General features: G+C 73.1%; 17 protein-coding genes. 11 read left to right on the forward strand and 6 right to left on the reverse strand.

The genetic code is table 11. From position 1 onward, the window contains the following. Positions 1-93: 93 nt before the first annotated feature. A complete protein-coding gene (locus ACWCPM_RS27605) occupies positions 94-849 on the reverse strand; it encodes a TIGR03089 family protein (RefSeq protein WP_450978955.1) in 756 nt (251 codons plus the stop codon). A gap of 129 nt (positions 850-978) precedes the next feature. Between ACWCPM_RS27605 and ACWCPM_RS27610 the strand changes: the two genes are divergently transcribed. Then, positions 979-2,451, forward strand: a complete 1,473-nt coding sequence (locus ACWCPM_RS27610; RefSeq protein ID WP_450978956.1) for a peptidoglycan recognition protein family protein — start codon at positions 979-981, stop codon at positions 2,449-2,451. 183 nt (positions 2,452-2,634) lie between these two features. Further along, complete coding sequence (locus ACWCPM_RS27615; protein ID WP_450978957.1) at positions 2,635-3,717, forward strand: sugar phosphate nucleotidyltransferase; 1,083 nt, start codon at positions 2,635-2,637, stop codon at positions 3,715-3,717. 481 nt (positions 3,718-4,198) lie between these two features. Here ACWCPM_RS27615 and ACWCPM_RS27620 read toward each other — a convergent pair whose 3' ends face one another. From ACWCPM_RS27620 to ACWCPM_RS27635, 4 genes are all read right to left on the reverse strand, one after another. Continuing rightward, complete coding sequence (locus ACWCPM_RS27620; protein WP_450978958.1) at positions 4,199-5,197, reverse strand: DNA-3-methyladenine glycosylase family protein; 999 nt, start codon at positions 5,195-5,197, stop codon at positions 4,199-4,201. Between the two features lie 62 nt (positions 5,198-5,259). Beyond that, complete coding sequence (locus ACWCPM_RS27625) at positions 5,260-6,555, reverse strand: coenzyme F420-0:L-glutamate ligase (protein WP_450978959.1); 1,296 nt, start codon at positions 6,553-6,555, stop codon at positions 5,260-5,262. Next, positions 6,552-7,511, reverse strand: a complete 960-nt coding sequence (cofD, locus tag ACWCPM_RS27630; RefSeq protein ID WP_450978960.1) for a 2-phospho-L-lactate transferase — start codon at positions 7,509-7,511, stop codon at positions 6,552-6,554. Before cofD ends, ACWCPM_RS27625 begins: the two co-directional genes overlap by 4 nt. A gap of 41 nt (positions 7,512-7,552) precedes the next feature. Continuing rightward, a complete protein-coding gene (locus ACWCPM_RS27635; RefSeq protein ID WP_450978961.1) occupies positions 7,553-8,080 on the reverse strand; it encodes a cysteine dioxygenase in 528 nt (175 codons plus the stop codon). Between the two features lie 708 nt (positions 8,081-8,788). On the opposite strand from ACWCPM_RS27635, the gene ACWCPM_RS27640 reads away from it, so the two are divergent. The 3 genes from ACWCPM_RS27640 to ACWCPM_RS27650 all read left to right on the forward strand — a co-directional run bounded on the left by ACWCPM_RS27640 (position 8,789) and on the right by ACWCPM_RS27650 (position 14,399). Beyond that, complete coding sequence (locus tag ACWCPM_RS27640) at positions 8,789-9,052, forward strand: WhiB family transcriptional regulator (protein ID WP_003975777.1); 264 nt, start codon at positions 8,789-8,791, stop codon at positions 9,050-9,052. A gap of 224 nt (positions 9,053-9,276) precedes the next feature. Continuing rightward, positions 9,277-12,942 (forward strand): glycosyltransferase, encoded by a 3,666-nt coding sequence (locus ACWCPM_RS27645; protein WP_450978962.1) that lies wholly within the window; start codon positions 9,277-9,279, stop codon positions 12,940-12,942. Next, the gene (locus tag ACWCPM_RS27650) at positions 12,939-14,399 is read left to right on the forward strand and encodes a DUF5719 family protein (RefSeq protein ID WP_450978963.1); all 1,461 of its coding nucleotides are present in this window, start codon (positions 12,939-12,941) and stop codon (positions 14,397-14,399) included. The genes ACWCPM_RS27645 and ACWCPM_RS27650 overlap by 4 nt, the downstream gene beginning before the upstream one ends. Positions 14,400-14,438: 39 nt before the next feature. On the opposite strand, the gene ACWCPM_RS27655 is transcribed toward ACWCPM_RS27650, so the two are convergent. Continuing rightward, entirely contained in the window at positions 14,439-14,888 is a 450-nt protein-coding gene (locus ACWCPM_RS27655) for a metallopeptidase family protein (RefSeq protein WP_450978976.1), read from the reverse strand. Positions 14,889-15,182: 294 nt separating this feature from the next. Here ACWCPM_RS27655 and ACWCPM_RS27660 point away from each other — a divergent pair, with 294 nt between their 5' ends. The 6 genes from ACWCPM_RS27660 to manA all read left to right on the forward strand — a co-directional run bounded on the left by ACWCPM_RS27660 (position 15,183) and on the right by manA (position 22,158). Further along, positions 15,183-15,605, forward strand: coding sequence for a DUF3499 domain-containing protein (locus ACWCPM_RS27660; protein WP_450978964.1), 423 nt, complete (start codon positions 15,183-15,185; stop codon positions 15,603-15,605). A gap of 244 nt (positions 15,606-15,849) precedes the next feature. Beyond that, positions 15,850-17,466 carry an L-lactate permease gene (locus tag ACWCPM_RS27665; RefSeq protein WP_450978977.1) on the forward strand — a complete coding sequence of 539 codons (1,617 nt, stop codon included), beginning with the start codon at positions 15,850-15,852 and terminating at the stop codon, positions 17,464-17,466. Positions 17,467-17,568: 102 nt separating this feature from the next. Continuing rightward, positions 17,569-18,933 carry a phosphomannomutase/phosphoglucomutase gene (locus ACWCPM_RS27670; protein WP_450978965.1) on the forward strand — a complete coding sequence of 455 codons (1,365 nt, stop codon included), beginning with the start codon at positions 17,569-17,571 and terminating at the stop codon, positions 18,931-18,933. Between the two features lie 518 nt (positions 18,934-19,451). Beyond that, positions 19,452-19,622: a Trm112 family protein gene (locus tag ACWCPM_RS27675; RefSeq protein ID WP_450978966.1), complete on the forward strand. Its 171-nt coding sequence runs from the start codon at positions 19,452-19,454 to the stop codon at positions 19,620-19,622. A gap of 92 nt (positions 19,623-19,714) precedes the next feature. Beyond that, complete coding sequence (locus ACWCPM_RS27680; protein WP_450978967.1) at positions 19,715-20,848, forward strand: SIS domain-containing protein; 1,134 nt, start codon at positions 19,715-19,717, stop codon at positions 20,846-20,848. Positions 20,849-21,006: 158 nt separating this feature from the next. Then, complete coding sequence (gene manA, locus ACWCPM_RS27685) at positions 21,007-22,158, forward strand: mannose-6-phosphate isomerase, class I (protein WP_450978968.1); 1,152 nt, start codon at positions 21,007-21,009, stop codon at positions 22,156-22,158. The last annotated feature ends 76 nt before the right edge of the window (positions 22,159-22,234 follow it).

Raw genomic sequence — 22,234 nt, forward strand, 5'->3', positions numbered from 1 at the left:
GCCGTCGGGGTGCCGGAGGGGGCTCTCGTGCGGGGGCGCCGGGGGAGAAGCCCAGGGGGCCGGAGAGGGGGGCGCGCCGGGGCCGGGCAGGCCCTAGCGGGCGGTCGCCGTGACGCGTTCGGCCTCGATGCGCTTGGCCAGGGGCTCGCCGTCCAGCCGGTCCAGGTTCCGGCACAGCACCACGGACCCCCCGACCGTGAGCGGGGCGTACAGCCCGGCGCTGAGCCCCTCCCAGGTGCCGTACGGCCGTGCGGACAGGATGCGCGATCCGGGGCCCGTCAGGTCCAGCCCGGGAGCGTCGGCCGCCGCCCGCTCCACGACCTCCGCCCCGGTGTACTCCGCCCCGGCCACGATCAGCGCGGGCGCCTCCGGGTCCACCGGCGCGTACGGCACGAACCGGTCGCCGTGACTCGGCACGTCCACCGCGTAGTCGGCGTATCCCGCCGGCGGGGACGGGAAGCGCCGGCCCAGCGGGGCCAGCGACAGCGCGTACCGCTCGCCGCGGCAGGCGAGGCCGTCCTCGAACCGGTCCGGGCCGGCCACCACGAAGTCCGCCCGCGACGGATCGCCGTCCATGTCCGCGAGCACGCCCACCGAGGAACACGCCAGCAGCCACACGGCCGTCTGCCAGTGCGCGGGCAGCAGCAGCGCGATCCTGTCGCCCGGCTCGGCCGACAGCCCGTCCTGGATCAGGTTCGCCGTCTTGGCCACCCAATTGGCGAAGGTGGCCACGGACAATTCGACCCGTTCTCCGGTGGCGTCGTCGTAGAAGGTGACCAAGGGGCGCGCGGGGTCCGCGGCGAGCGCGGAACGCAGCAGGTCGGCAGGGGTGCGATCGGTGGCGTTCACCCGCGCAAGCGTACGCGCGCGGCCGGGCGCGCAGGGAGCGGTGGGGCCACCGGTTCGGGCGAGTCCCTTTCGACGGCGTGTCAATTCCCCGATGGACAGATTTATAGGGCTATGTCCAGGATCAGGAGCATGCGTGGACTCCTTGCTTCCTCCATCGGCGTGACGTGTGCCGCCGCCCTCTCCCTGCCGTTGACCCTGCCCGCCGGCGCCGCGACGGCGCCGGGCCCCGAGGCCGGCCGAGCAGCCGGCCGGTCCGTGCAGCCCGAAGTGCCGGGCAGCACCCAGTCCCTCCCCCTCGTCCCCCTGACCGGTGAGCGTGCCCCCGGCGCGCCCGCCGCGCAGGGCCTCCCCCGCCAGGACGTACCGCGGTTCTCCCTCGTCGGCGTCGTCTGGGACGACCCGGACGCCGCACTCCAGGGCCGGGTCCAGGTCCGTACCCGGTCGGCCGGGACGGGCTCCTGGTCCGGCTGGCAGGACATCGAGACCCACACCGGCGAACACGCCCCCGACCCGGGCAGCCCCGAAGCCACCTCCGGCCGCCTGCGCGGCGCCACGGCACCGCTGTGGGTCGGGGACTCCGACGGCGTGGAGGTGCGGGTCGAGCCCGTGGGCCCGGACGGGCGTACGGCCGGCCCGCTCCCCTCCGGCCTCCGCCTCGAACTCGTGGACCCCGGCCGGACGGAGACCGACGCCGACGCGGACACCGCCGACGCGGACACCGGCGAGGCCGACGCCGCCGCCCATGCCGCCACCGCCCATGCCGCCACCGTCCATGCCGCCGCCGCTGATGCCGACGCCGGGCGCTCCGGTGCCGACGGCGACCCCCCGCTCACCGGCCCCCTCAGCGCGGAGACCGCGGCCTCCGCGGAGCCCAACGCCCTGCTCGCCCCGCTCGGCGCCACCGAGATCCCCGCGCTGGGCCGGGCGGACACCGAGGACGAACTGTTCGTGCTGCGCGCCGGCGAGATGACCCAGGAGCAACTGGCCCAGCCGTACATCGGCCCGCGTCCGCGCATCACCACCCGGCACGGCTGGGGAGCGGACGAGAAGGTGCGCGAGAAGGGGTTCCTCTACACCAAGACGGTCAAGGCGGCCTTCGTGCACCACACCGCCACCGGGAACAACTACACCTGCGCACAGGCCCCATCCGTCATTCGCGGTATCTACCGCTACCACGTCGTGAGCATGGGCTGGCGGGACCTCGGCTACAACTTCCTCGTCGACAAGTGCGGAAACATCTACGAGGGACGCGCCGGTGGTGTGGCGAAGGCGGTCATGGGGGCTCACACCCTCGGGTTCAACAACGACAGCACGGGCATCGCCGTCATCGGCACGTTCAGCACCGCTTCACCGCCTGCGACGACGGTGAAGGCCGTGGGGCAGGTGGCGGCCTGGAAGCTCGGGCTCTTCGGAGCCGATCCGGGAGGCAGGACAAACCTGAAGTCCGGCGGTGGCAACCTCTACAAAAAGGGTACGAACGTACGACTGAACGTCATCTCGGGACACCGTGACGGTTTCGCGACGGACTGCCCAGGACGGGTTCTGTACGGCAAGCTCGGATCCATCCGTGAGCAGGCGTCACGTCTCCAGGGGCGGCCATGAGGGCCGGGAGGCGTGCCGCGGGGCTCGGCGGACCCACCGTCAGGTGGAGAAACGGGGCGGACGTGTTCAGAGGGGGGCTTTCGGTGAGGGCGTACGGCCGTCGAAGGCACCGGACATCGGTCTGCATACACTGGCCGGCCGAACGACAGTTCGGCCGGTCCCGGCAGGAAGCAGAGACGACAGGTGACAGAAGCGATCCTCCTGGTCGGCGGCAAGGGCACCCGGCTGCGCCCCGTCACGGTGCACACGCCCAAGCCCATGGTCAGGGCGGCGGGGGTGCCGTTCCTCACGCATCAGTTGGCGCGGGCGAGGGCGGCGGGCGTGGAGCACATCGTGCTCGCCACGTCCTATCTGGCGGAGGTCTTCGAACCGCACTTCGGGGACGGCTCGTCGCTGGGGCTGCACATCGAGTACGTCACGGAGGACGAGCCGCTCGGCACGGGTGGCGCGATCCGGAACGTGGCGTCACGGCTGCACTCCGGTCCTGACGATCCGGTCCTCGTCTTCAACGGCGACATCCTGACCGGGCTGAACATCAGGGCGCTGGTGCGCACGCACGAGACGACCGGCGCGGATGTGTCCCTGCACCTGACGCAGGTGACGGACCCGCGGGCCTACGGGCTGGTGCCGACGGACGAGACGGGGCGCGTCACGGCGTTCCTGGAGAAGCCGCAGACGCCGGAGGAGATCGTCACCGACCAGATCAACGCGGGGGCGTACGTCTTCCGCCGGTCGGTCATCGACACGATCCCGGCGGGCCGGCCGGTGTCGGTGGAACGGGAGACGTTCCCCGAACTGCTGGCGGCGGGCGCGCATCTGCAGGGAATGGTCGACTCCACGTACTGGCTCGACCTGGGCACCCCGGCGGCGTTCGTGCGGGGTTCGGCCGATCTGGTGCTGGGCCGGGCGCCCTCTCCGGCGGTGCCGGGGCGCTGCGGCGACCGTCTCGTGCTGCCCACGGCGAGGGTCGCGCCGGACGCGAAACTGGCCGGCGGCACGGTGGTGGGCGAGGGGGCGTTCGTCGCGGAGGGCGCGCGTGTCTTCGGCAGCACGATCCTGCCGGGCGCGGTGATCGAGCCCGGCGTCGTCATCACCGACTCCCTCATCGGCACCCATGCCCGCATCGGGCGCCGGTCCGTGCTGACGGGGGCGGTCATCGGCGACGGCGCGGTGGTGGGCCCCGACAACGAACTCCGCGAGGGCGCGCGGGTGTGGTGCGACGTGCGGATCCCGGGGGGTGCGGTGCGGTTCTCGTCGGACCAGTAGGGGGTGGTGCGGGTGCGGGTGCCTGCGGCGCCGTCTGTCCGGTGGGTGGGTCGGGGTCGGGCCGGGGGGTGTCCGTCCTCGGAACGGCGCGGAATCGGTCACTTACCGACTTGCCCGGGTTGACGCGCCAACCGCTGCGGGCGGACACCCCCCGACCCGCCCCCTCCCGCCGTACGCGGGTGCGGTTTCGCGGGCAGGCCCTCGGCCCGCGCAGAACGCCGTCCTTCGTGCCGCACACTCCGCGGGTGACGGTTCGGGAAGGGTGCGGGCGGGCATGTCGGGCGCGCCATCCGCGGGCAGTCGTGCCGCCTGGGGCGGCACGGGTGGGCGCGGGCGGCACCCCGTTCCGCCGGGCTGCGCCACGCCCCGGCCTCAGCACCGGCGTCGGGTTCCGCACGTGAGGCTTCGACACCCACGCCGGGTTCCGCATGTCGGGCCTCGGCCCCGGTGACTGGTTCCGCGCCGGCAGGCTCCTGCGGCGCTACAAGCGGCCGATGTCGCCGCGAGGCATTCTCGGTGCTCTCCTCGGGGGCACCCTGCCGCTGAGCAGGATGAGTCGTGCCGCGCGATGCCGTTGCCCGGCGTAGGGCTCCAGCAGGGACAGCATCACGGAGTCGTCCGCCTCCCGGTCCCCGGCCAGTGCCCAGCCGATGATCCCGGGCAGGTGCAGGTCACCGACCGTCACCTCGTCCGGCGCGCCGTGGCTGCGCTGGACGGTCTCCGCCGATGTCCACGGCCCCACGCCGGGTACGACCTCGAGGCGGGCGCGCGCGGCCGAGGGCTCCATGCCCGTCGTCTGCTCCAGCCGCGCGGCGACCTGTACCGACCGCAGGATCGTCGACGCACGCTTGTCGTCGACGCCGGCACGGTGCCACTCCCACGACGGGATCAGGGCCCAGGTGCGCGGCGCCGGCATCACGTGCATGCCCGCGGGCACCGGTCCGGGCGCCGGCTCGCCGAACTTCCGGACGAGCAGTCGCCACGCCCGGTACGCCTCGTCGGTCGTGACCTTCTGTTCGAGGATCGACGGGATCAAGGACTCCAGCACCAGCCCGCTCCGCCCCAGCCGCAGCCCCGGCCGCCGGTGCCGGGAGACCGCGAGGATCCGGTGCCGTGGCGCGAAGAGGGACGGGTCGTCCGAGGCGCCGAGGAGGTCGGGGAGCTGGTCGAGGAGCCAGTCCGCACCGGGGCCCCATGCCTCGCCGCGTGCCTGGCCGTCGAGCACCGACACCCGCAGGGTCCCCGGCCCGGCGGGTGTCAGACACGCCCGCCACACCGAACCGTCGGGTGTCGTACGGAACGTCGGGTCGCCGGGGCCCCGCCGCAGGGGTCCCAGCACGAGCCCCAGCTCCAGCGGGCCCTCGGGCGTCCAGGTCCGGACCCGTGCCGGCGCCGCCTGCCGGGGCACGCCCGCGGGCACGGCGACCTCCCCACCGCGCACTGTCGTACGGGTGGGACGGGGAGCGAAACGGCCGGCCATGGAGGTGACCCCAGGGGAGAGAGGACTGATGCTCTACGAGGGTAGGCGGGCGCGGGGCATGGTCACCGCACCTCGATGAACCTGCCGGCGTCCCGGGCCGGGCGCGGCCGGGGTTCCTCCGCCGGATGGCCGACCGCCACCGCTCCCATCGGGTCCCAGTCGCCGGGCAGCCCCAGCACCTGGCGGACCACGTCCCGGCAGAACATCGTCGACGACACCCAGGCCGAACCCAGCCGCTCCCCGGCCAGCGCCACCAGGAAGTTCTGTACGCCCGCTCCGGTGGCGACCACGAACATCTCCCGCTCGGCCCCGTCCCGCCGCGTGTCCCCGTAGGTGTGCGAGCCGTCCATGACCAGGCAGGGGACCACGAGGTAGGGCGCGTTGCGCAGGACGTCCCCGCGCTTCACGCGTCTGGCGACGGACTCCTCGGACTTGCCGTCCCGCCGCAGGTCCGCGATCCAGGCGTCCCGCATCGCGTCCAGCAGGTCGGCACGGGCCCCGGGCGACTCCAGCAGGACGAAACGCCACGGCGTGGTGTGGTGCGGCGCGGGCGCCGTCACGGCCGCGGCGACCGCCCGGCGTACCGCGCCGGGGTCGACGGGCTCGTCCGTGAAGGATCGGACCGTGCGCCGCTGGGTCACCGCCTCGCGTACGGCCTCCGACGTGCCGAGCCGGAACATGTCGTCACGCGGGCTCCGTACCAGTGCCCGCGCTCCTTCCCCGTCCTCCTCGGCCACGGTGTGCGCCAGGCCGCGGACGACGGCGACCGGCAGTCCGCCCGTCTTGCCCTTGGCCAGGTCGCCCGCCGCGGCGAGTTCGTCCGCGGTCGCGACGACGGTGGCGCTGAGCAGGTTTCCATGGGTGTCCACGCCGCCCCGCAGGTCGTCGAGGACGCGTACACCGGCGGCGCCGATCGCCACGTCCGTGAGCCCCGCGCGCCAGGGCCGCCCGAAGGTGTCGGTGACGACGACACCGACGTCGACGCCGAGGGCGTCATGCAGCCCCTCGCGGAGGGCGCGGGCCGAGGCGTCCGGGTCCTCCGGGAGCAGCAGCACCGTCCCGCCGGGCGTGTTGGAGGCGTCGACGCCCGCGGCCGCCATGACCAGGCCCTGCCGGTTCTCGACGATGCGCAGCGGCCCGCGCCGGGCCACCACCCGCACCGTCTCCGCGTCGATCGCGGCCTCCCGGTCGTCCGCCTGGACGATCCGGCCCTCCGCCTTGGAGACGATCTTCGAGGTGACGAGGAGCACGTCCCCGTCGGCCAGGCCCGGCTCGGCGGCGGCGATCAGCTTGGCGAGGTCGTCGCCGGGCGCCACCTCGGGCAGTCCGGGCACCGCCCAGACGCGGTATCCGGTCACGAGGCCCGCACCTCCTCGGCCAGCGCCAGCGCGTCGCGCGCCATCTGCGCCGCCGCCTCCTCGTCGGTCATCATCAGCGGTACGGCCCGGCAGCGGATGCCCGCTGTCTCGACCCGCTCCACGACGCCCGCGTCCACGGTGTCCACGAGCCAGCCGTCGAGCAGCCCGGAGCCGTAGTGCTCGGCGACCGCAGCCGCCGTCGCCTCCACACCGACCGCCGCGAGCACCTTGTCGGCCATCCCGCGCACCGGCGCGTCCCCGACGATGGGGGAGAGGCCGACCACCGGCACCCCGGCGTCGGCGATCGCCTCCCGGATGCCGGGCACGGCCAGGATCGTGCCGACCGAGACGACCGGGTTGGACGGAGGGAAGAGGATGACGTCCGCCCGGGCGAGGGCCTCCAGCACCCCCGGCGCCGGCTTGGACTGCTCGGCGCCGACCGGCACGACGGCGTGAGCGGGGACGGAGGCCCGCAGCCGGACCCAGTACTCCTGGAAATGGATCGCCTTGCGCTCGCCGTCGAGTTCCACGGCGACATGCGTCTCGACGCGGTCGTCCGTCATCGGGATGAGCCGGACGCCGGGCTGCCATCGGTCGCAGAGGGCCTCGGTGACCGCGCTGAGCGGGTACCCGGCGCCGATCATCTGCGTCCGCACGATGTGCGTGGCGAAGTCCCGGTCGCCGAGGCCGAACCACTCCGGTCCCACGCCGTACGCCGCGAGTTCCTCCTTCAGACGGAAGGTCTCGCCGGTCCGCCCCCAGCCCTGCTCCTCGTCGATGCCACCGCCGAGCGTGTACATGACCGTGTCGAGGTCCGGGCAGACCTTCAGCCCGAAGAGGTGGATGTCGTCACCGGTGTTGCCGATGACGGTGATGTCCGCGTCCGGCACGGCCCGCTTCAGACCGCGCAGGAACCGGGCACCGCCGATGCCGCCTGCCAGAACCACAATCCGCATGGAGCAAGTGTTGCAGGCGGGTACGACACCGTGGCACGCGGTTACGGGAGCTCGGCGAGGGCCGTGCACCGCGGGCTGTGCATCGGCATCTCGGTGAGGCCCGGGTGGTAGACGTGCAGGCTGACCGCCGGTTCGAGGGTGTCGTTCAGCATCTCGTGCACATAGCCCGGCGCGAACACCCTCCCCCACTGCCCGCTCCGTTCCGACGGCGAGCCCTGTGACCCGCCCGGCCCCCACGCGCGCGTGCCCCGCTCCGTCCGCTCGGTGAGCGTGCCCGCGAGGACGGTGAGGACGCCGGAGGAGGCGCCGTGGTCATGCAGTCCGCTGCGCTGGCCCGGCAGCCAGGACAGCAGCCAGACCTCGTAACCCGGGCCGGTGCGCAGCCGGTGGTACCAGCGGCTGCCGGCGTCGTACCGGACGAGGTGCTCCCACCGGTCGCGGTCGGCCGCGATCGAGCGGGCCAGGCCGACGAAGTCGGCGACGGTGGCCGGGTGCTCGCGCGGGGCCTGGAGCAGGTGCGGGACTTCGAGGATGTCGCCGGCGATCTGGAGGTCGCTGTCGCTGTTCATGGATGCGGTGGTTCCTCGGCGGAGAGAGGCGGGGGGCTGGATGTCACGACCGTCCGCCCGGGTCGCGGGCGGGAGGGGGCGCCCGGGTGGGGCGTGGGGAACAGCAGCCGAGTCGCGTGGACTCAGGGGTGGCCGGAGCGCGAGGGGCTCAACAGCCGGAACAGCAACAACAGCTACGGCGAGCGTGGGCAGCACCGGGGGACCCGGCGGAGCGGGTCGAGGTGGGCGCCAAGTTCGCGAGCATGCCCACAAGGACACCGGCTGACACCTTCACTGTCAACTCGACGTCCGATATGTGGGACATCTTTCACCTCTTCCGGTTCATCACTCAGATGAAAGGTTTGCTCACGTGTTGACCGGGACACATGGCGCACAACCGGGCGCGCAGGCGTCGTTGCCATTCCGTGATCCGAATGTGATCCGGTGCGCTTCGCCGTGCGCGTCGGAACGAGATCGAGTCACTGGGCGTCCTTCTCCGTACAGGGCTCGTGTGGGGCCGGTGGCCTCCCGGGCTCGACGGCGTGTCAAGGTTTATGGCGATTTGAACACTTTCCGCACGGCCTTGGTTCCGCAGAGTGAATAAGGGGCTCAATAGCAGATCTCGGCTTGACTCGCCCGGAGCAGCACACTTGTAATTTCACTCGTGTCGTTCAGCCGGAATCGGTAACGGCCGCATCACGGGGACGCGAAGACAGACGAGGGGCGCACATGACCGAGCTGGTGCAGCAACTGCTGGTCGACGACGCGGACGAGGAACTCGGCTGGCAGGAGCGCGCGCTGTGCGCCCAGACCGACCCCGAGTCCTTCTTCCCCGAGAAGGGCGGCTCGACCCGAGAGGCCAAGAAGGTCTGTCTCGCCTGCGAGGTCCGCTCCGAATGCCTTGAGTACGCCCTGGCCAACGACGAGAGATTCGGCATCTGGGGCGGACTGTCCGAACGTGAGCGCCGACGCCTGAAGAAGGCGGCCGTCTGACCGACGGGACACGTCGTCCCGGCGCATACGGGGCGAACGGCCCGTCGCGGGTGGGTCGTCCACCGGCTGCGGGCCGTGGTCGCCCGGCCACCACCCCTCATCGAGGCGCTCCGCGCCGCCCCTCATGGTTCTGCCGATAGTGTGGGCGCTCGTCCGAGACACCCCGCCGCCCCCGTACGGCACAGGTGTCCACCGCAGTCCACCGAACCGGGGCCCGTACCTCGATGTCCGTGCACAGCCACACGGCAGCCCATCACGATGCCGCTGCCACACCAGAGTTCCCGCGTCATGTGGTGACCGCGGTCCTCGTCTCCCACGACGGCGCCCGCTGGCTGCCCGACGCGCTCGCCGGGCTGCTCGGCCAGGAGCGGCCGGTCCAGTTCGCCATGGCCGCCGACACCGGCAGTGCGGACGACTCCGCGCAGCAGGTCGCCGACGCGCTCGGCCCCGACCGCGTAGTGCACCTCGCCCGGCGCACCGGCTTCGGCCAGGCCGTCGAGGAGGTCAACCGCGCGGCGCCCCTCCTCACCCCGGAGGAGCTGCCGTACCTGAAGCGGCCCAGCGGCTGGGATCCCGTCACGCGCAGCTGGCGCGACGACGCCTACGACATGCCCGAGCTGCCGCACGGCGAGCCCGTGCAGTGGCTGTGGCTGCTGCACGACGACTGCGCACCCGAACCCGACGCGCTGGCCGAGCTGCTGCGCGTGGTCGAGAACGAACTCGAACTCGGCCGTGAAGACGTCGCCGTCGTCGGCCCCAAGCTGCGCGGCTGGTACGACCGCAGGCAGCTCCTCGAGGTCGGCGTCAGCATCGCCAACTCCGGCCGCCGCTGGACCGGCCTGGACCGCCGCGAGCAGGACCAGGGCCAGCACGACCAGGTCCGGACCGTGCTGTCCGTGTCCACCGCCGGAATGCTGGTCCGGCGCGACGTCTTCGAGGAACTCGGCGGATTCGACCGGCGCCTGCCGCTGATGCGGGACGACGTCGACCTGTGCTGGCGCGCCCACGCCGCCGGGCACCGCGTCCTCATCGCCCCCGAAGCGGTCGTACGCCACGCCGAGGCGTCCTCGCGCGAGCGCCGCGCCGTCGACTGCGCGGGCCGCACCACCGCCTCCCCGCACAAGGTCGACAAGGCCGGCGCCGTCTACACCCTCCTCGTCAACGCCCGCTCGGCCGTGCTGCCCTGGGTGCTGCTCCGACTCGTCCTCGGCACACTGCTGCGCACTCTCGCCTATCTGGTGGGCAAGGTGCCCGGGCAGGCGGTCGACGAGATCCGCGGCCTGATGGGTGTGCTTCTGCGGCCCGAGCGGATCATCGCGGGCCGCCGCAGGCGTGGCCGGCCGACGGTCGACAAGGGCGAGCTGCGCCCGCTCTTCCCGCCGCCGGGCGCGACGGTGCGGGCCACCGTCGAACAAGTGGCGGGCAGCGTCCTGAGCAGCTCCGACCCGGAGGTCACCTCGGGCGCGGGCCGGCACGGCGGGGGCGAATCCGGACCCGGCGACGACGGGGACTTCCTGCAGATCGAGCAGTTCGCCCGCCTGAAGCGCATCGCGCGCAACCCCGCCCCGATGCTCTTCCTGGTCCTGCTGTTCGTCTCGCTGGCCGCCTGCCGCGAACTCCTCGGCGGCGGCTCCCTCGCGGGCGGCGCCCTGCTGCCCGCCCCCGCCGACTCCGGCGCGCTGTGGTCGCGCTACCTCGACTCCTGGCACCCGGTGGGCGCCGGCGGCAACGGCTCCGCGCCGCCGTATCTCGCGCTGGTGGCGATGCTGGCCTCCACGCTGTTCGGCTCCACGGGCCTCGCGGTCACGGTGCTGCTGGTCTGCTCGGTGCCACTGGCCGGACTCACCGCGTACTTCGCCTCCCGTCCGCTCGTCGAGTCCAGGCTGCTGCGCGCCTGGGCGGCCGTCGCCTACGCCTTCCTGCCCGCCGCCACCGGCGCCCTCGCCGGCGGCTGGCTCGGCACCGCCGTCCTCGCCGTGCTGCTGCCGCTCCTCGCGCGCGCGGCCGTCGCCGCCGGCGGTCTCGCGAACACCACGGACGCGCGCGGAAGTTGGCGCGCCACCTGGGCCTACGCGCTGCTGCTGACGGTCACCACCGCGTTCACGCCGATCGTGTGGCCCGTCGCGCTGATCCTCGGCGTCATGCTGCTCGCCGTGCGCCGCGGCGACATCGCCGCCTACGGCCTGCGCTTTCTGACGCAGTTGGGCACGCCCCTGCTGGTCCTCGCGCCCTGGTCGCTGACCCTGCTGCCGTTCGGCTTCTTCCGCGAAGCCGGCCTGGAGTACGGCGGCTCGGCCGCCTCCGCCCTCGACCTGCTCGGCGCCAGCCCGGGCGGACCCGGCACGGTCAGCGGCCTGACGCTGCTCGGCATCGTGCTCGCGGCCCTGGCCGCCCTGCTGCGCGAGGAGCGCCGGCGGGGCATCTGGTCGGCCTGGGCGGTCGCCCTGGTGAGCCTCGTCCTCGCGGTGCTGTCCAACGGCTCCGCCTGGGCCGGCCCCGCGACCCTCGTCTACGGCATCGCGCTTCTGACGGCCGCCGTGATCGGCGCCGAGGGGGCACGCACCCGCGTGGCCGAGCAGAGCTTCGGCTGGCGCCAGCCGGTCGCCGCGCTCATCGCCCTCGCCGCCGCCGCGGGCCCGCTGATCCTCGCCGTCGGCTGGATGATCCGCGGCGCCGACGGCCCCGTGGAGCGCCGCGACCCGGTGCAGGTGCCCGCGTTCGTCGCCGAGGAGAGCGGCACGCGCGACCAGGCCCGCACCCTCGTCCTCGACAGCGACTCCCCGGCCCACGTCGGCTACACCCTGGTCCGCGGCTCCGGCGCCCGCCTCGGCGACGCGGAACTCGCCGCGGCCGACGGCGGCAACGCCGCGCTCGACAAGGTCGTCGCCAACCTCGTCGCCGGCTCCGGCGCCGACCAGGCCGACCAGCTCGGCGACTTCGCCGTGCGCTACGTCCTCGTGCACAAGGGAGCGCCCCGCGAGGTCAGCCGGGTCCTCGACGCCACCCCCGGCCTGAGCCGGCTCAGCCAGGGGGACGGCAGCGCCCTGTGGAGGGTCGACCGCCAGGTCGCGCGCGCGGTCGTCGTCCCGGCCTCCGGGTCGGGCGCCCCGCAGCCGGTCGCCGCCGGACCCGTCGAGATCCACACCGAGGTCCCCGCCGGTGCCGACGGCCGCGTCCTGCGCCTCGCGGACACCGCGTCCGACGGCTGGACGGCCACCCTCGACGGCAAGCCGCTGACCCGCACCACCGTGGACGGCTGGGCCCAGGGCTTCGAACTCCCGGCCGGCGGCGGCACCCTGGACGTCACCTACGACGACCCGTTCGGTCACACCGCCTGGCTGTGGGCGCAGGGCTTCCTCGCCGTCGTCCTCGTCGTGCTCGCCCTGCCGGGGCGCCGCCGTGACGTCGACGACGACCTTCCCGAGGAGCCGCTGATCCCCGCGCAGGACCTCGCGGGCGACGGCCGCCGCGCCCGCCGCCTGCGGGCCCAGGCCGAGGCCGAAGAGGCTGGCCAGGACGAGGAGTTCACGGCTCCCGAGCAGGAGGAGACCTCGGTTTCGGTACCGGAGCAGCCGTCCTACGGGGAATGGGACACCGCGAGCTACGCGGGCGCCGAGTACGGCACGTACGGCGGCGAGCAGCAGTACCAGGAGACCGGCCGGCAGTATCCCGCGGACGGCTACGGGCAGCCGTACCAGAACGACCGGTACCAGGCGGACCCCTACCAGGGCGGGCAGTACGACCCGTACGCGTACGGGCAGCAGCAGCCCGGGGCGTACGAGCAGCCCTACGAGCAGTACCCGCAGGGCTACGACCCTGCCTATGACCCGGCGCAGCAGCAGCACCCGCATGGCAGCGGCAACGAGCGCCCCGACGGGAGTCAGCAGTGAACCGCACCACCCTGTCCCTGATCGCCGGCGCCGGCGCGCTCGCGGCCGTCACCGGGTTCGCCACGCTGTCCGCCCCGGAGGCGACCGGCACCGGCACCGCGAAGGCCGCCGCCCAGCTGCCGGTGGAGCGCTCCAGCCTGGCCTGCCCGACGCCGAGCACCTCCGACCTCGCCGAGACGACGTACTCCTCCTTCACCCCGGTCACCGACGGCACGGGGAGCGAGGGCAAGGCCGAGCTGCTGCCCGCCGGCGGTGGCAAGGCCGACAAGCCCGTGCTGAAGCCCGAGGAGCCCGGCACGCCCGTCACCGGGGAGACTTCGGGAGGTGAGGAGCCCGCGCTGATCGGCACGGCGGAGGGGAAGTTCGCCCCCGGCTGGACCGTGCAGCAGACGACCGAGGTCGCGGCCGGCGCCGGCCGGGGTCTGCTCGGGGTCAACTGCTCGGCTCCGGACACCGACTTCTGGTTCCCGGGGGCCAGTACGGCCGCCGGACGGACCGACTACGCGCACCTGACGAACCCCGACGACTCCGCCGCCGTGGTGGACATCGAGCTGTTCGGCAAGGACGGGGAGCTCCAGTCCACCGTGGGTGAGGGCATCACCGTCGCCCCCCGCTCCAGCGAGCCGATCCTGCTGTCCACGCTGACCGACGCCGAGGAGGCCGACGTCACCGTCCATGTGAACGTCCGCAGCGGGCGGGTCGGCGCCGCGGTGCAGGCACTGGACGACGAGGCGGGCGGCGACTGGCTCGCGGCGGCGGCCGATCCGGCGGCGAGCCTGGTTATCCCGGGGATTCCCCAAGACGCCGCGGAAGTACGCCTGATCGCGTTCACACCGGGCGACGCCGACGCGGACCTCAAGGTGCGCCTCGCCTCGCCGAACGGCCTGATCACCCCGGCCGGCAGCGAGACCCTGCGCGTGAAGTCGGGCATGACGACCGTCCTCGACCTCGGCGACGTGACGCGCGGCGAGGCCGGGTCCCTGGTGCTGACGCCCTCGGACCAGGCGGTGCCGGTCGTGGCCGCCGTGCAGGTGGTGCGCGGCAAGGGTGACTCCCGGGAGACGGCGTTCATCCCCGCCACGCGAGCCGTGGGCACGCGCGCGACGTCGGTCGGCAACACGGAGAAGGGCGTGACCCTGTCGCTGGTCGCTCCGGGCGAGGCGGCGCAGGTCAAGGTCACGGCGTCGGCGGGCACCGAGGGCGGTGAGCCGGTGTCGAAGACGTTCGCGGTCAAGGCCGGCACGACACAGGACGTCGAGGTGCCGGTGCCCAGCGGCCTCAAGGGCACGTACGCGCTGACGGTCGAGCTGGTGTCGGGCGGGCCGGTCCACGCGTCCCGGACCCTCGCGGCGACCCAGGACGGCGTCCCCGCCTTCACGGTGCAGACCCTGCCCGACGACCTGGGGACGGTGGCCGTGCCGGAGGCGGAGCAGGATCTGTCGGTGCTCCAGAAGTAGGCGCGTACGCGCTGCTCCGCGGGCGCCGGAGCGGGCTGCTCAGTCCTCGCCGTAGCGCGGGTCGACCGTCTCCGGCGTGAGACCGAGCAGCTCGGCGACCTGCTCGACGACGACCTCGTGGACCAGAGCCGCCCGCTCGTCGCGGCCCTTGGTGCGGATCTCGACGGGACGCCGGTAGACGACCACCCGCCCGGGACGCCCCTCGGCCGCCGGGACGGTACCGCCGAGCGGTACGGCCTCGTCGTTCCACGCCTGCCCGGGACCGTCCAGCCGCGGTACTTCGAGGACGAGGAAGTCGACCTCGGCGAGCTGCGGCCACCGCCGCTCCAGGCGCTCCACGGAGTCCTGCACCAGATCGGCGAACGCCTCGGCCCGGCTCGCCGCGAGCGGCACCTGAGGAGGCGCGATCGGCCCGCGCATGCCCCGGCCGTGACGATCACGGCGGCGGGGCCCGGGGCCTGCGGCACGGGGCGGTACTCGGTTGTCCATCACTGGTGAAGCGTAGTCCTCGTGCGAGGCGCGTGCCGGGTGTCCACGCTCCCTTTCGGTTCCCCGGCCGCGGCTCCTCGGTATGTCTCCGGATGACCGTTCCGGCTAGGTTTGAGCGCGATTCCGTATCTCTCCGAGACCGGCGATCACGAGGCAATTGACGACGTTCCTACGGAGTGTTGACCGGTCTCATGGTCGTACGGCACGCTGCACAGGCATGTCCACGCAGGTCAGCGGCGTGTGCCCGAAGGGGCCTGTGGGGCGTTCCACAACACGACACGGTGGAGTGACCTGGTGGAGAGTCGTCGCGGCCCGCTCAAGAGTGCGGTACCGTCCAACGTCGTGAGCCCTGTACGTCGCTGTTCGCGCACCGCTTGCGGCCGTCCCGCCGTAGCGACGCTGACGTACGTCTACGCCGACTCGACCGCGGTCCTCGGCCCGCTCGCCACCTACGCGGAACCCCACTGCTACGACCTGTGCGCCCAGCACTCCGAGCGCCTCACCGCTCCGCGCGGCTGGGAGGTCGTCCGGCTCCTCGACGCTTCCGCCCCCGCCCGCCCCAGTGGTGACGACCTGGAAGCGCTGGCCAACGCCGTGCGGGAGGCCGCGCGGCCCCAGCAGCGCGCGGCGCAGGCGGGCGGCGGTGGCCGTGCGGCGGACCCGATGGAGGTCGCGCGCCGCGGCCATCTGCGGGTTCTGCGCTCCCCGGACAACTGAGCGGTCGGTCAGTTCTCTTCGGCTCTCCTCGGTTCTCCTCAGGTCTTCTGCATTCTCTTCGGTTCTCCCCGCTTCACTTCGGCTCTTCTCGGGTCTCCACGGTTTCTCTCGCTCCTCCCCCGTGGTCCCACCCGCCTCATTCGTCGAATGGCGCACACCCATTGACGCGCGCTTGTCGCGGACACGACCATTCCTTCGCCCGTGAGAAATCGCTTTCCGCATGGCGGAATCCGGGGAGGCGCTCGTGTACGTCCAGGAACTGGCCCCTGTAGCCGGCTCGCTCGGCCTGTCCGCCCTGGTGGCGTTCCTGCCGCTGGCGATCGTCCTGATCCTGCTCGGCGGTGTGCGCATGAAGGCCCATCTCGCGGGCCTTACCGGCCTGTTGGCGGCCGTCCTGGTCGCCGCGCTCGCGTACGGCATGCCGATGGACCAGACGATCTCCGGCGCGGTCCACGGTGCGGTGTTCGGGATCTTCCCCATCCTGTGGATCGTGGTCAACGCCCTGTGGGTGTACCGGATGACGGTGCGGACCGGGCACTTCGACATCCTGCGCCGGTCGTTCGGACGACTCTCCGACGACCCACGCATCCAGGCGCTCGTCGTCGCGTTCTGTTTCGGTGCCCTGCTGGAAGCGCTTGCCGGGTTCGGCGCACCCGTCGCGATCAGTGCGGTGATGCTCGTCGCCCTGGGCTTCGATCCGGTGAAGGCGGCCGTCGTCGCGCTGGTCGCCAACACGGCGCCGGTGGCGTTCGGCGCCATGGGCACGCCGGTGGTGACGCTCGCCCAGGTCACCGGACTCCCCTTGGAGGACGTGGCTTCCGTGGTGGGGCGTCAGACCCCGTTGCTGGCCCTCGTGGTGCCGCTGGTGCTGGTCGGGCTCGTGGACGGGAAGCGCGGTCTGCGGGAGACTTGGCTGCCGGCGATTGCGTGCGGAATCGCCTTCGCCGTCGCCCAGTTCGCCGCCTCCAACTATTTCTCCGCCCAACTCGCCGACATCGCCGCGGCGTTGGCGGGAGCCGGCGCCCTGATCGCCGTGCCGCGGTCGCGCAGGCCCGCCACCGAGTCCGTCCGCGTGTCCGTGCTGACCGGCGCCCGCAGCGAGGAACTCGATGAGCGGGACCCGCGCGGAGAGGTCGTGCGGGCGTACGCGCCGTACGCGTTGATCGTGGCGGTCTTCTCCGTGGCGCAGATTCCGGTGGTCAAGGACTGGTTGACCGGGGCCACTCAGACCTACGACTGGCCCTTCCTCGACGTTCTCGACCCGGACGGGGAGCGGGTCGGCGGCAACGTGTTCATCTGGCCGATCGTGTCCACCGGCGGCACGCTCGTGCTGCTCGCGGGCATGCTGACGGCCGTCGTGATCGGGGTGCACGCGCGCGTGGCGGTCAAGGAGTGGCTCGCGACCGTGCACGAACTGCGGTTCGCGATCCTGACGGTGACCTCCGTGCTGGCCCTCGCCTACGTCATGAACCTCTCCGGACAGGCGGCCACCATCGGCCACTTCGTGGCGGCGGCCGGCGCGGGGCTCGCGTTCCTGTCGCCGGTCCTCGGCTGGTTCGGGGTCGCCGTGTCGGGGTCGGACACCTCGGCCAACGCCCTTTTCGGGGCGCTCCAGGTGACCGCCGCGCGCGAGTCGGGACTGTCGCCGGAGCTGCTGGCGGCCGCCAACAGTTCGGGCGGCGTCCTGGGCAAGATGATCTCCCCGCAGAACCTCACGATCGCCTGCGCCGCGGTCGGCCTCGCGGGCCGGGAGGGAGACCTGCTGCGCAAGGTGCTGCCGTGGAGCCTGGCGCTGCTGCTCGTGATGTGTCTGATTGTGGTCGGCCAGAGTTCACCGGTGCTCGGCTGGATGCTGCCCTGACCTCAGGGTTACGGCTGGGGGACCAGTTTCGGTCCGCGTCGTGCGCTGTCGGCCGGGGCGGGTAGTTTGGGGGTTCCGACAGTACTTCCAGGAGGGTTGGCCGTGGCTGCTGATCTGTCGCAGATCGTGAAGGCGTACGACGTGCGCGGAGTCGTCCCCGACCAGTGGGACGAGTCGCTGGCCGAGCTCTTCGGGGCGGCGTTCGCCCGAGTGACCGAAGCCGACGCGATCGTGATCGGGCACGACATGCGGCCCTCGTCCCCGGGGCTGTCCCGTGCCTTCGCGCGCGGGGCGGCGCTGCAGGGCGTCGACGTCACGGAGATCGGTCTGTGCTCGACCGACCAGCTGTACTACGCCTCGGGCGCGATGAACCTGCCGGGCGCCATGTTCACGGCCTCGCACAACCCGGCCCAGTACAACGGCATCAAGATGTGCCGCGCGGGCGCCGCCCCGGTCGGCCAGGACACCGGCCTGGCCGACATCCGCGAACTCGTGGAGCGGTGGAGCGACTCGGGTGCGCCGGAGCCGGCCGCGCAGCGGGGAACGATCACGCAGCGTGACACGTTGGAGGACTACGCGGTCCACCTGCGCTCGCTGGTCGACCTGACCTCCATCCGCCCCCTGAAGGTCGTCGTCGACGCGGGCAACGGCATGGGCGGCCACACGGTCCCCACGGTCTTCGAGGGCCTGCCCCTGGACCTCGTGCCGATGTACTTCGAGCTGGACGGCACGTTCCCCAACCACGAGGCGAACCCGCTGGATCCGGCCAACATCGTCGACCTCCAGGAGCGGGTGCGCGCCGAGGGCGCCGACCTCGGCATCGCCTTCGACGGCGACGCCGACCGCTGCTTCGTCGTCGACGAGAGCGGCGACCCCGTCTCACCGTCCGCGATCACCGCCCTGGTCGCCGCGCGCGAGCTGGCCAAGCACGGCGGCGAAGGCATCGTCATCCACAACCTGATCACGTCGTGGACGGTCCCGGAGGTCGTGAAGGAGAACGGCGGCACGCCGATCCGTACGCGCGTGGGCCACTCCTTCATCAAGGCCGAGATGGCCCGCACCGGCGCGATCTTCGGCGGCGAGCACTCCGCGCACTACTACTTCAGCGACTTCTGGAACGCCGACACGGGCATGCTGGCCGCCCTCCACGTCCTCGCCGCCCTCGGCGGCCAGAAGGGCACGCTGTCCGCCCTGGTGGACGAGTACGACCGCTACGCGGGCTCGGGCGAGATCAACTCCACCGTGGACGACCAGCAGGGCCGCCTCGCCGCGCTCAGGTCGGACTTCGAGGGCCGTGACGGCGTCACCCTCGACGAACTCGACGGCCTCACGGTCACGGGCGACGACTGGTGGTTCAACGTCCGCCCGTCCAACACGGAGCCGCTGCTGCGCCTGAACGTGGAGGCACGGGACGAGGCGACGATGGCACGGGTGCGGGACGAGGCGCTGGGGATCATCCGGGCGTGAGCGTGCCGGCGTCCGGCTGCGTGAGAGGGCGCCGGGTACGGCTGCGCCGTGCGGACGGCGAAACGACCGGGGCCGTCCGCGCGCGGGCGTGCGCCGAGCCGTCCGGGCGCGAGGGCGCCGGGTAGGGCTGTGCGTGAGTGTGCGGGCCGTCCGGGCCTTCCGGGCGTGAGCCCGCCGTGATCATCCGCGCGCGCGTGCGCCGGTCCCGCCCGGGTGCGAGTGGGGCCGGGGCCGGGTGAGGGGTACCCGGGCCGGTGGGCCAGGGGCGGCGAGGGCGGGTTCGGGGCGGCACGGTGACGGGGGTGGCGACGGCATCCCGTCGTACCACCCACGGCGCCCGCACGGCGGTTCCGGCGCCGGTGGGCGCGGCCCTCGCCCCGGCCCCGGGCGCCACCCCCGTCACCGTGCCGCCCCAACCCCGTACACCCTCGCCCCCACGGCGGTACCCTGACCAGGCACATCCACACAACCACACATACGCGAACCGGTACCCGCAACCCGCCCCGAAGGGACCCCTCATGCCGCTCGAAGCCGGCCTCCTGGAGATCCTCGCCTGCCCGGCCTGTCACGCCCCCCTCTCGGAGCAGGACGCCGAGCTGGTCTGCACCGGCCAGGACTGCGGCCTGGCGTACCCCGTGCGCGACGACATCCCCGTCCTCCTCGTCGACGAGGCCCGCCGCCCGGCGTAACGGTCCACAGACGTCCGCGCGGACCGGGTCCACCCCAAGAGGGACCCGCCGCCCGCACAACCGCCGACCCAGGCGTTCGGAGGCTGCCGCCCATGCTCGACGATTCGCTGCTCGACTCCCCGGAGGGCCTCGCAGAGGCCGACCAGCGCGGCCTGCTGCGCGGCGCCGCCGAGTCCGGTGCCCGCGTCCGCACCGCCGCCCGGCTCGCCGTCGAGGCCGGAGTCGGCGAGCTGAAACCCGACGGCCGCCCCCGCGCCGTCCTCATCGCCGGCCCCGGCGCCGCCGCCGCCCACGCCGCCGACTTCCTCGGCACGCTGGCAGGCCCAGGCAGCCCGGTCATCCGCCTCGCGCCCACCGGTGTCGCCCCCGCCGCGGGAGCCCTGCGCTGGGAGCTGCCCGGTTGGGCGGGCTCGGTCGACCTGCTCCTGATCGCCACCCCGGACGGCACCGAACCGGGCCTGTCCCTGCTCGCCGAGCAGGCATACCGCCGCGGCTCCACGGTCGCCGCCGTCGCGCCGGCCGGCACCCCGCTCGCCGAGGCCGTCGCGGGCGCCCACGGCCTCTTCGTACCGATGGCGACCGCCCCCTACGAACAGGACGAGCAGCCGCCGCTCGCCGTGTCCGCGCCCGGCGTCCTGTGGGCGCTGCTCACCCCGCTGCTGGCGCTGCTGGACCGCATCGGCCTGGTCACCGCGCCGCCGGAGGCGCTGGAGAAGATCGCCGACCGCCTCGACCACATCGCCGAACGGTGCGGGCCGGCCATCGAGGCCTACAGCAACGCCGCCAAGACCCTCGCCGGAGAGCTCGCGGACGCGCTTCCGGTGATCTGGACGGAGGGCACGTCGGCCGGTCCCGCGGGCCGCCGTTTCGCCGCCAGCCTCGCGGAACTGGCCGGCCGGCCCGCCCTGGCGGCCGAACTCCCCGAGGCGCTCGCCTCGCACAGCGCTCTGCTGGCCGGCCGGCTCGCCGCCAGCGCCGACCCCGACGACTTCTTCCGCGACCGTGTCGAGGAGCAGCCCGCGCTGCACGCGCACGTGGTGCTGCTCCGCGACCGCCCGATCGGCGGTCTCACCGCCGCCCCCGCCGCCCGCGAGCTGGCCCTCGGCCACGACACACCGATCAGCGAGCTGGAGCCGGAACCCGGCGACGAGCTGGAGACCCTCTCCGAACTGATCGCCATCACGGATTTCGCCGCCGTTTACCTGGCGCTCGCCTCGAGGGCCTGATCTGGCTCAGGACGCCCGGACCTCCGTACACGGGAGGAACCGGCGCCCCTACGCGAAGAAAACCGAAGACGTACGAACGGCGTACGAACGGCCTACGAACCTGGCACGCCGTTCGTAGGCACGTCCGGTGCGCAGCTGACCCCGGCAGAGAGATTCGAATGGACCGCCTCGACAACACCGTCCGCCCCTACGCCTGGGGTTCCACCACCGCGATCCCGCAGCTGCTCGGTGTCGAGCCGACCGGTGAACCCCAGGCAGAGATGTGGATGGGCGCCCACCCGGGCGCACCCTCACGCACCGAGCGTGGCACGCTGGTCGACCTGATCGCGGCCGGCCCGGAGAAGGAGCTGGGCGCGGCTGCCGTGGCCAAGTTCGGCACCACGCTCCCCTTCCTCCTGAAGATCCTCGCCGCGGGCGCCCCCCTCTCCCTCCAGGTACACCCCGACCTGGCCCAGGCGAAGGAGGGTTACGAGGAGGAGGAGCGCCGCGGCGTCCCCGTGGACGCCCCGCACCGCAACTACAAGGACGCCAACCACAAGCCGGAACTGATCTGCGCGCTCAGCGAGTTCGACGGCCTGTGCGGATTCCGCGAGCCGAGCCGGACCGCCGACCTGCTCGCCGGCCTCGGCGTCGACTCCCTCAAGCCGTACGTCGATCTGCTGCGCGCCCGTCCGGAGGAGTCGGCGCTGCGCGAGGTCCTCACCGCCGTACTCACCGCGGACCCCGAGGACATGGCCCGCACGGTCGCGGAGACCACCGCCGCCTGCGCCCGCCTCGGCGGCGAGTACGAGCCCTACGCCGGCATCGCCCACCACTACCCGGGCGACCCGGGCGTGATCGCCGCCATGCTGCTCAACCACGTCCGCCTGCAGCCCGGTGAGGCCCTGTACCTCGGCGCCGGCATCCCGCACGCCTACCTCAGCGGCATCGGCGTCGAGATCATGGCCAACTCCGACAACGTCCTGCGCTGCGGTCTGACGCCCAAGCACGTCGACGTCCCCGAACTCCTGCGTGTCGTCCGCTTCGAGGCCGGCGACGCGGGAGTCCTGCGCCCGGAGGCGTCCTCCGACGGCGAGGAGGTCTACGACACCCCGATCGACGAGTTCCGGCTGTCCCGGTACGTCCTCTCCGAGGGCGGCGCCCCCCGCGACCTCACCCGCGAGACGCCGCAGATCCTGCTCTGCACCGCGGGCTCGGTCCGGGCGGGTGAGCACGAACTGGCGCCCGGCCGCTCGGTGTTCGTGGCGGCCGGCGAAAAAGCCGAAGTGTCCGGTACGGGAACGCTCTTCCGGGCGACCGTGGTGGCCTGATCCGACGGGTGTGCCGACCTGGCGCGCCGCCGTCGGACAGGGCTGCAACAATGGCCCACCGGCAAAGGACCGGCAA

This window comes from Streptomyces sp. NPDC002309, from assembly GCF_053593375.1.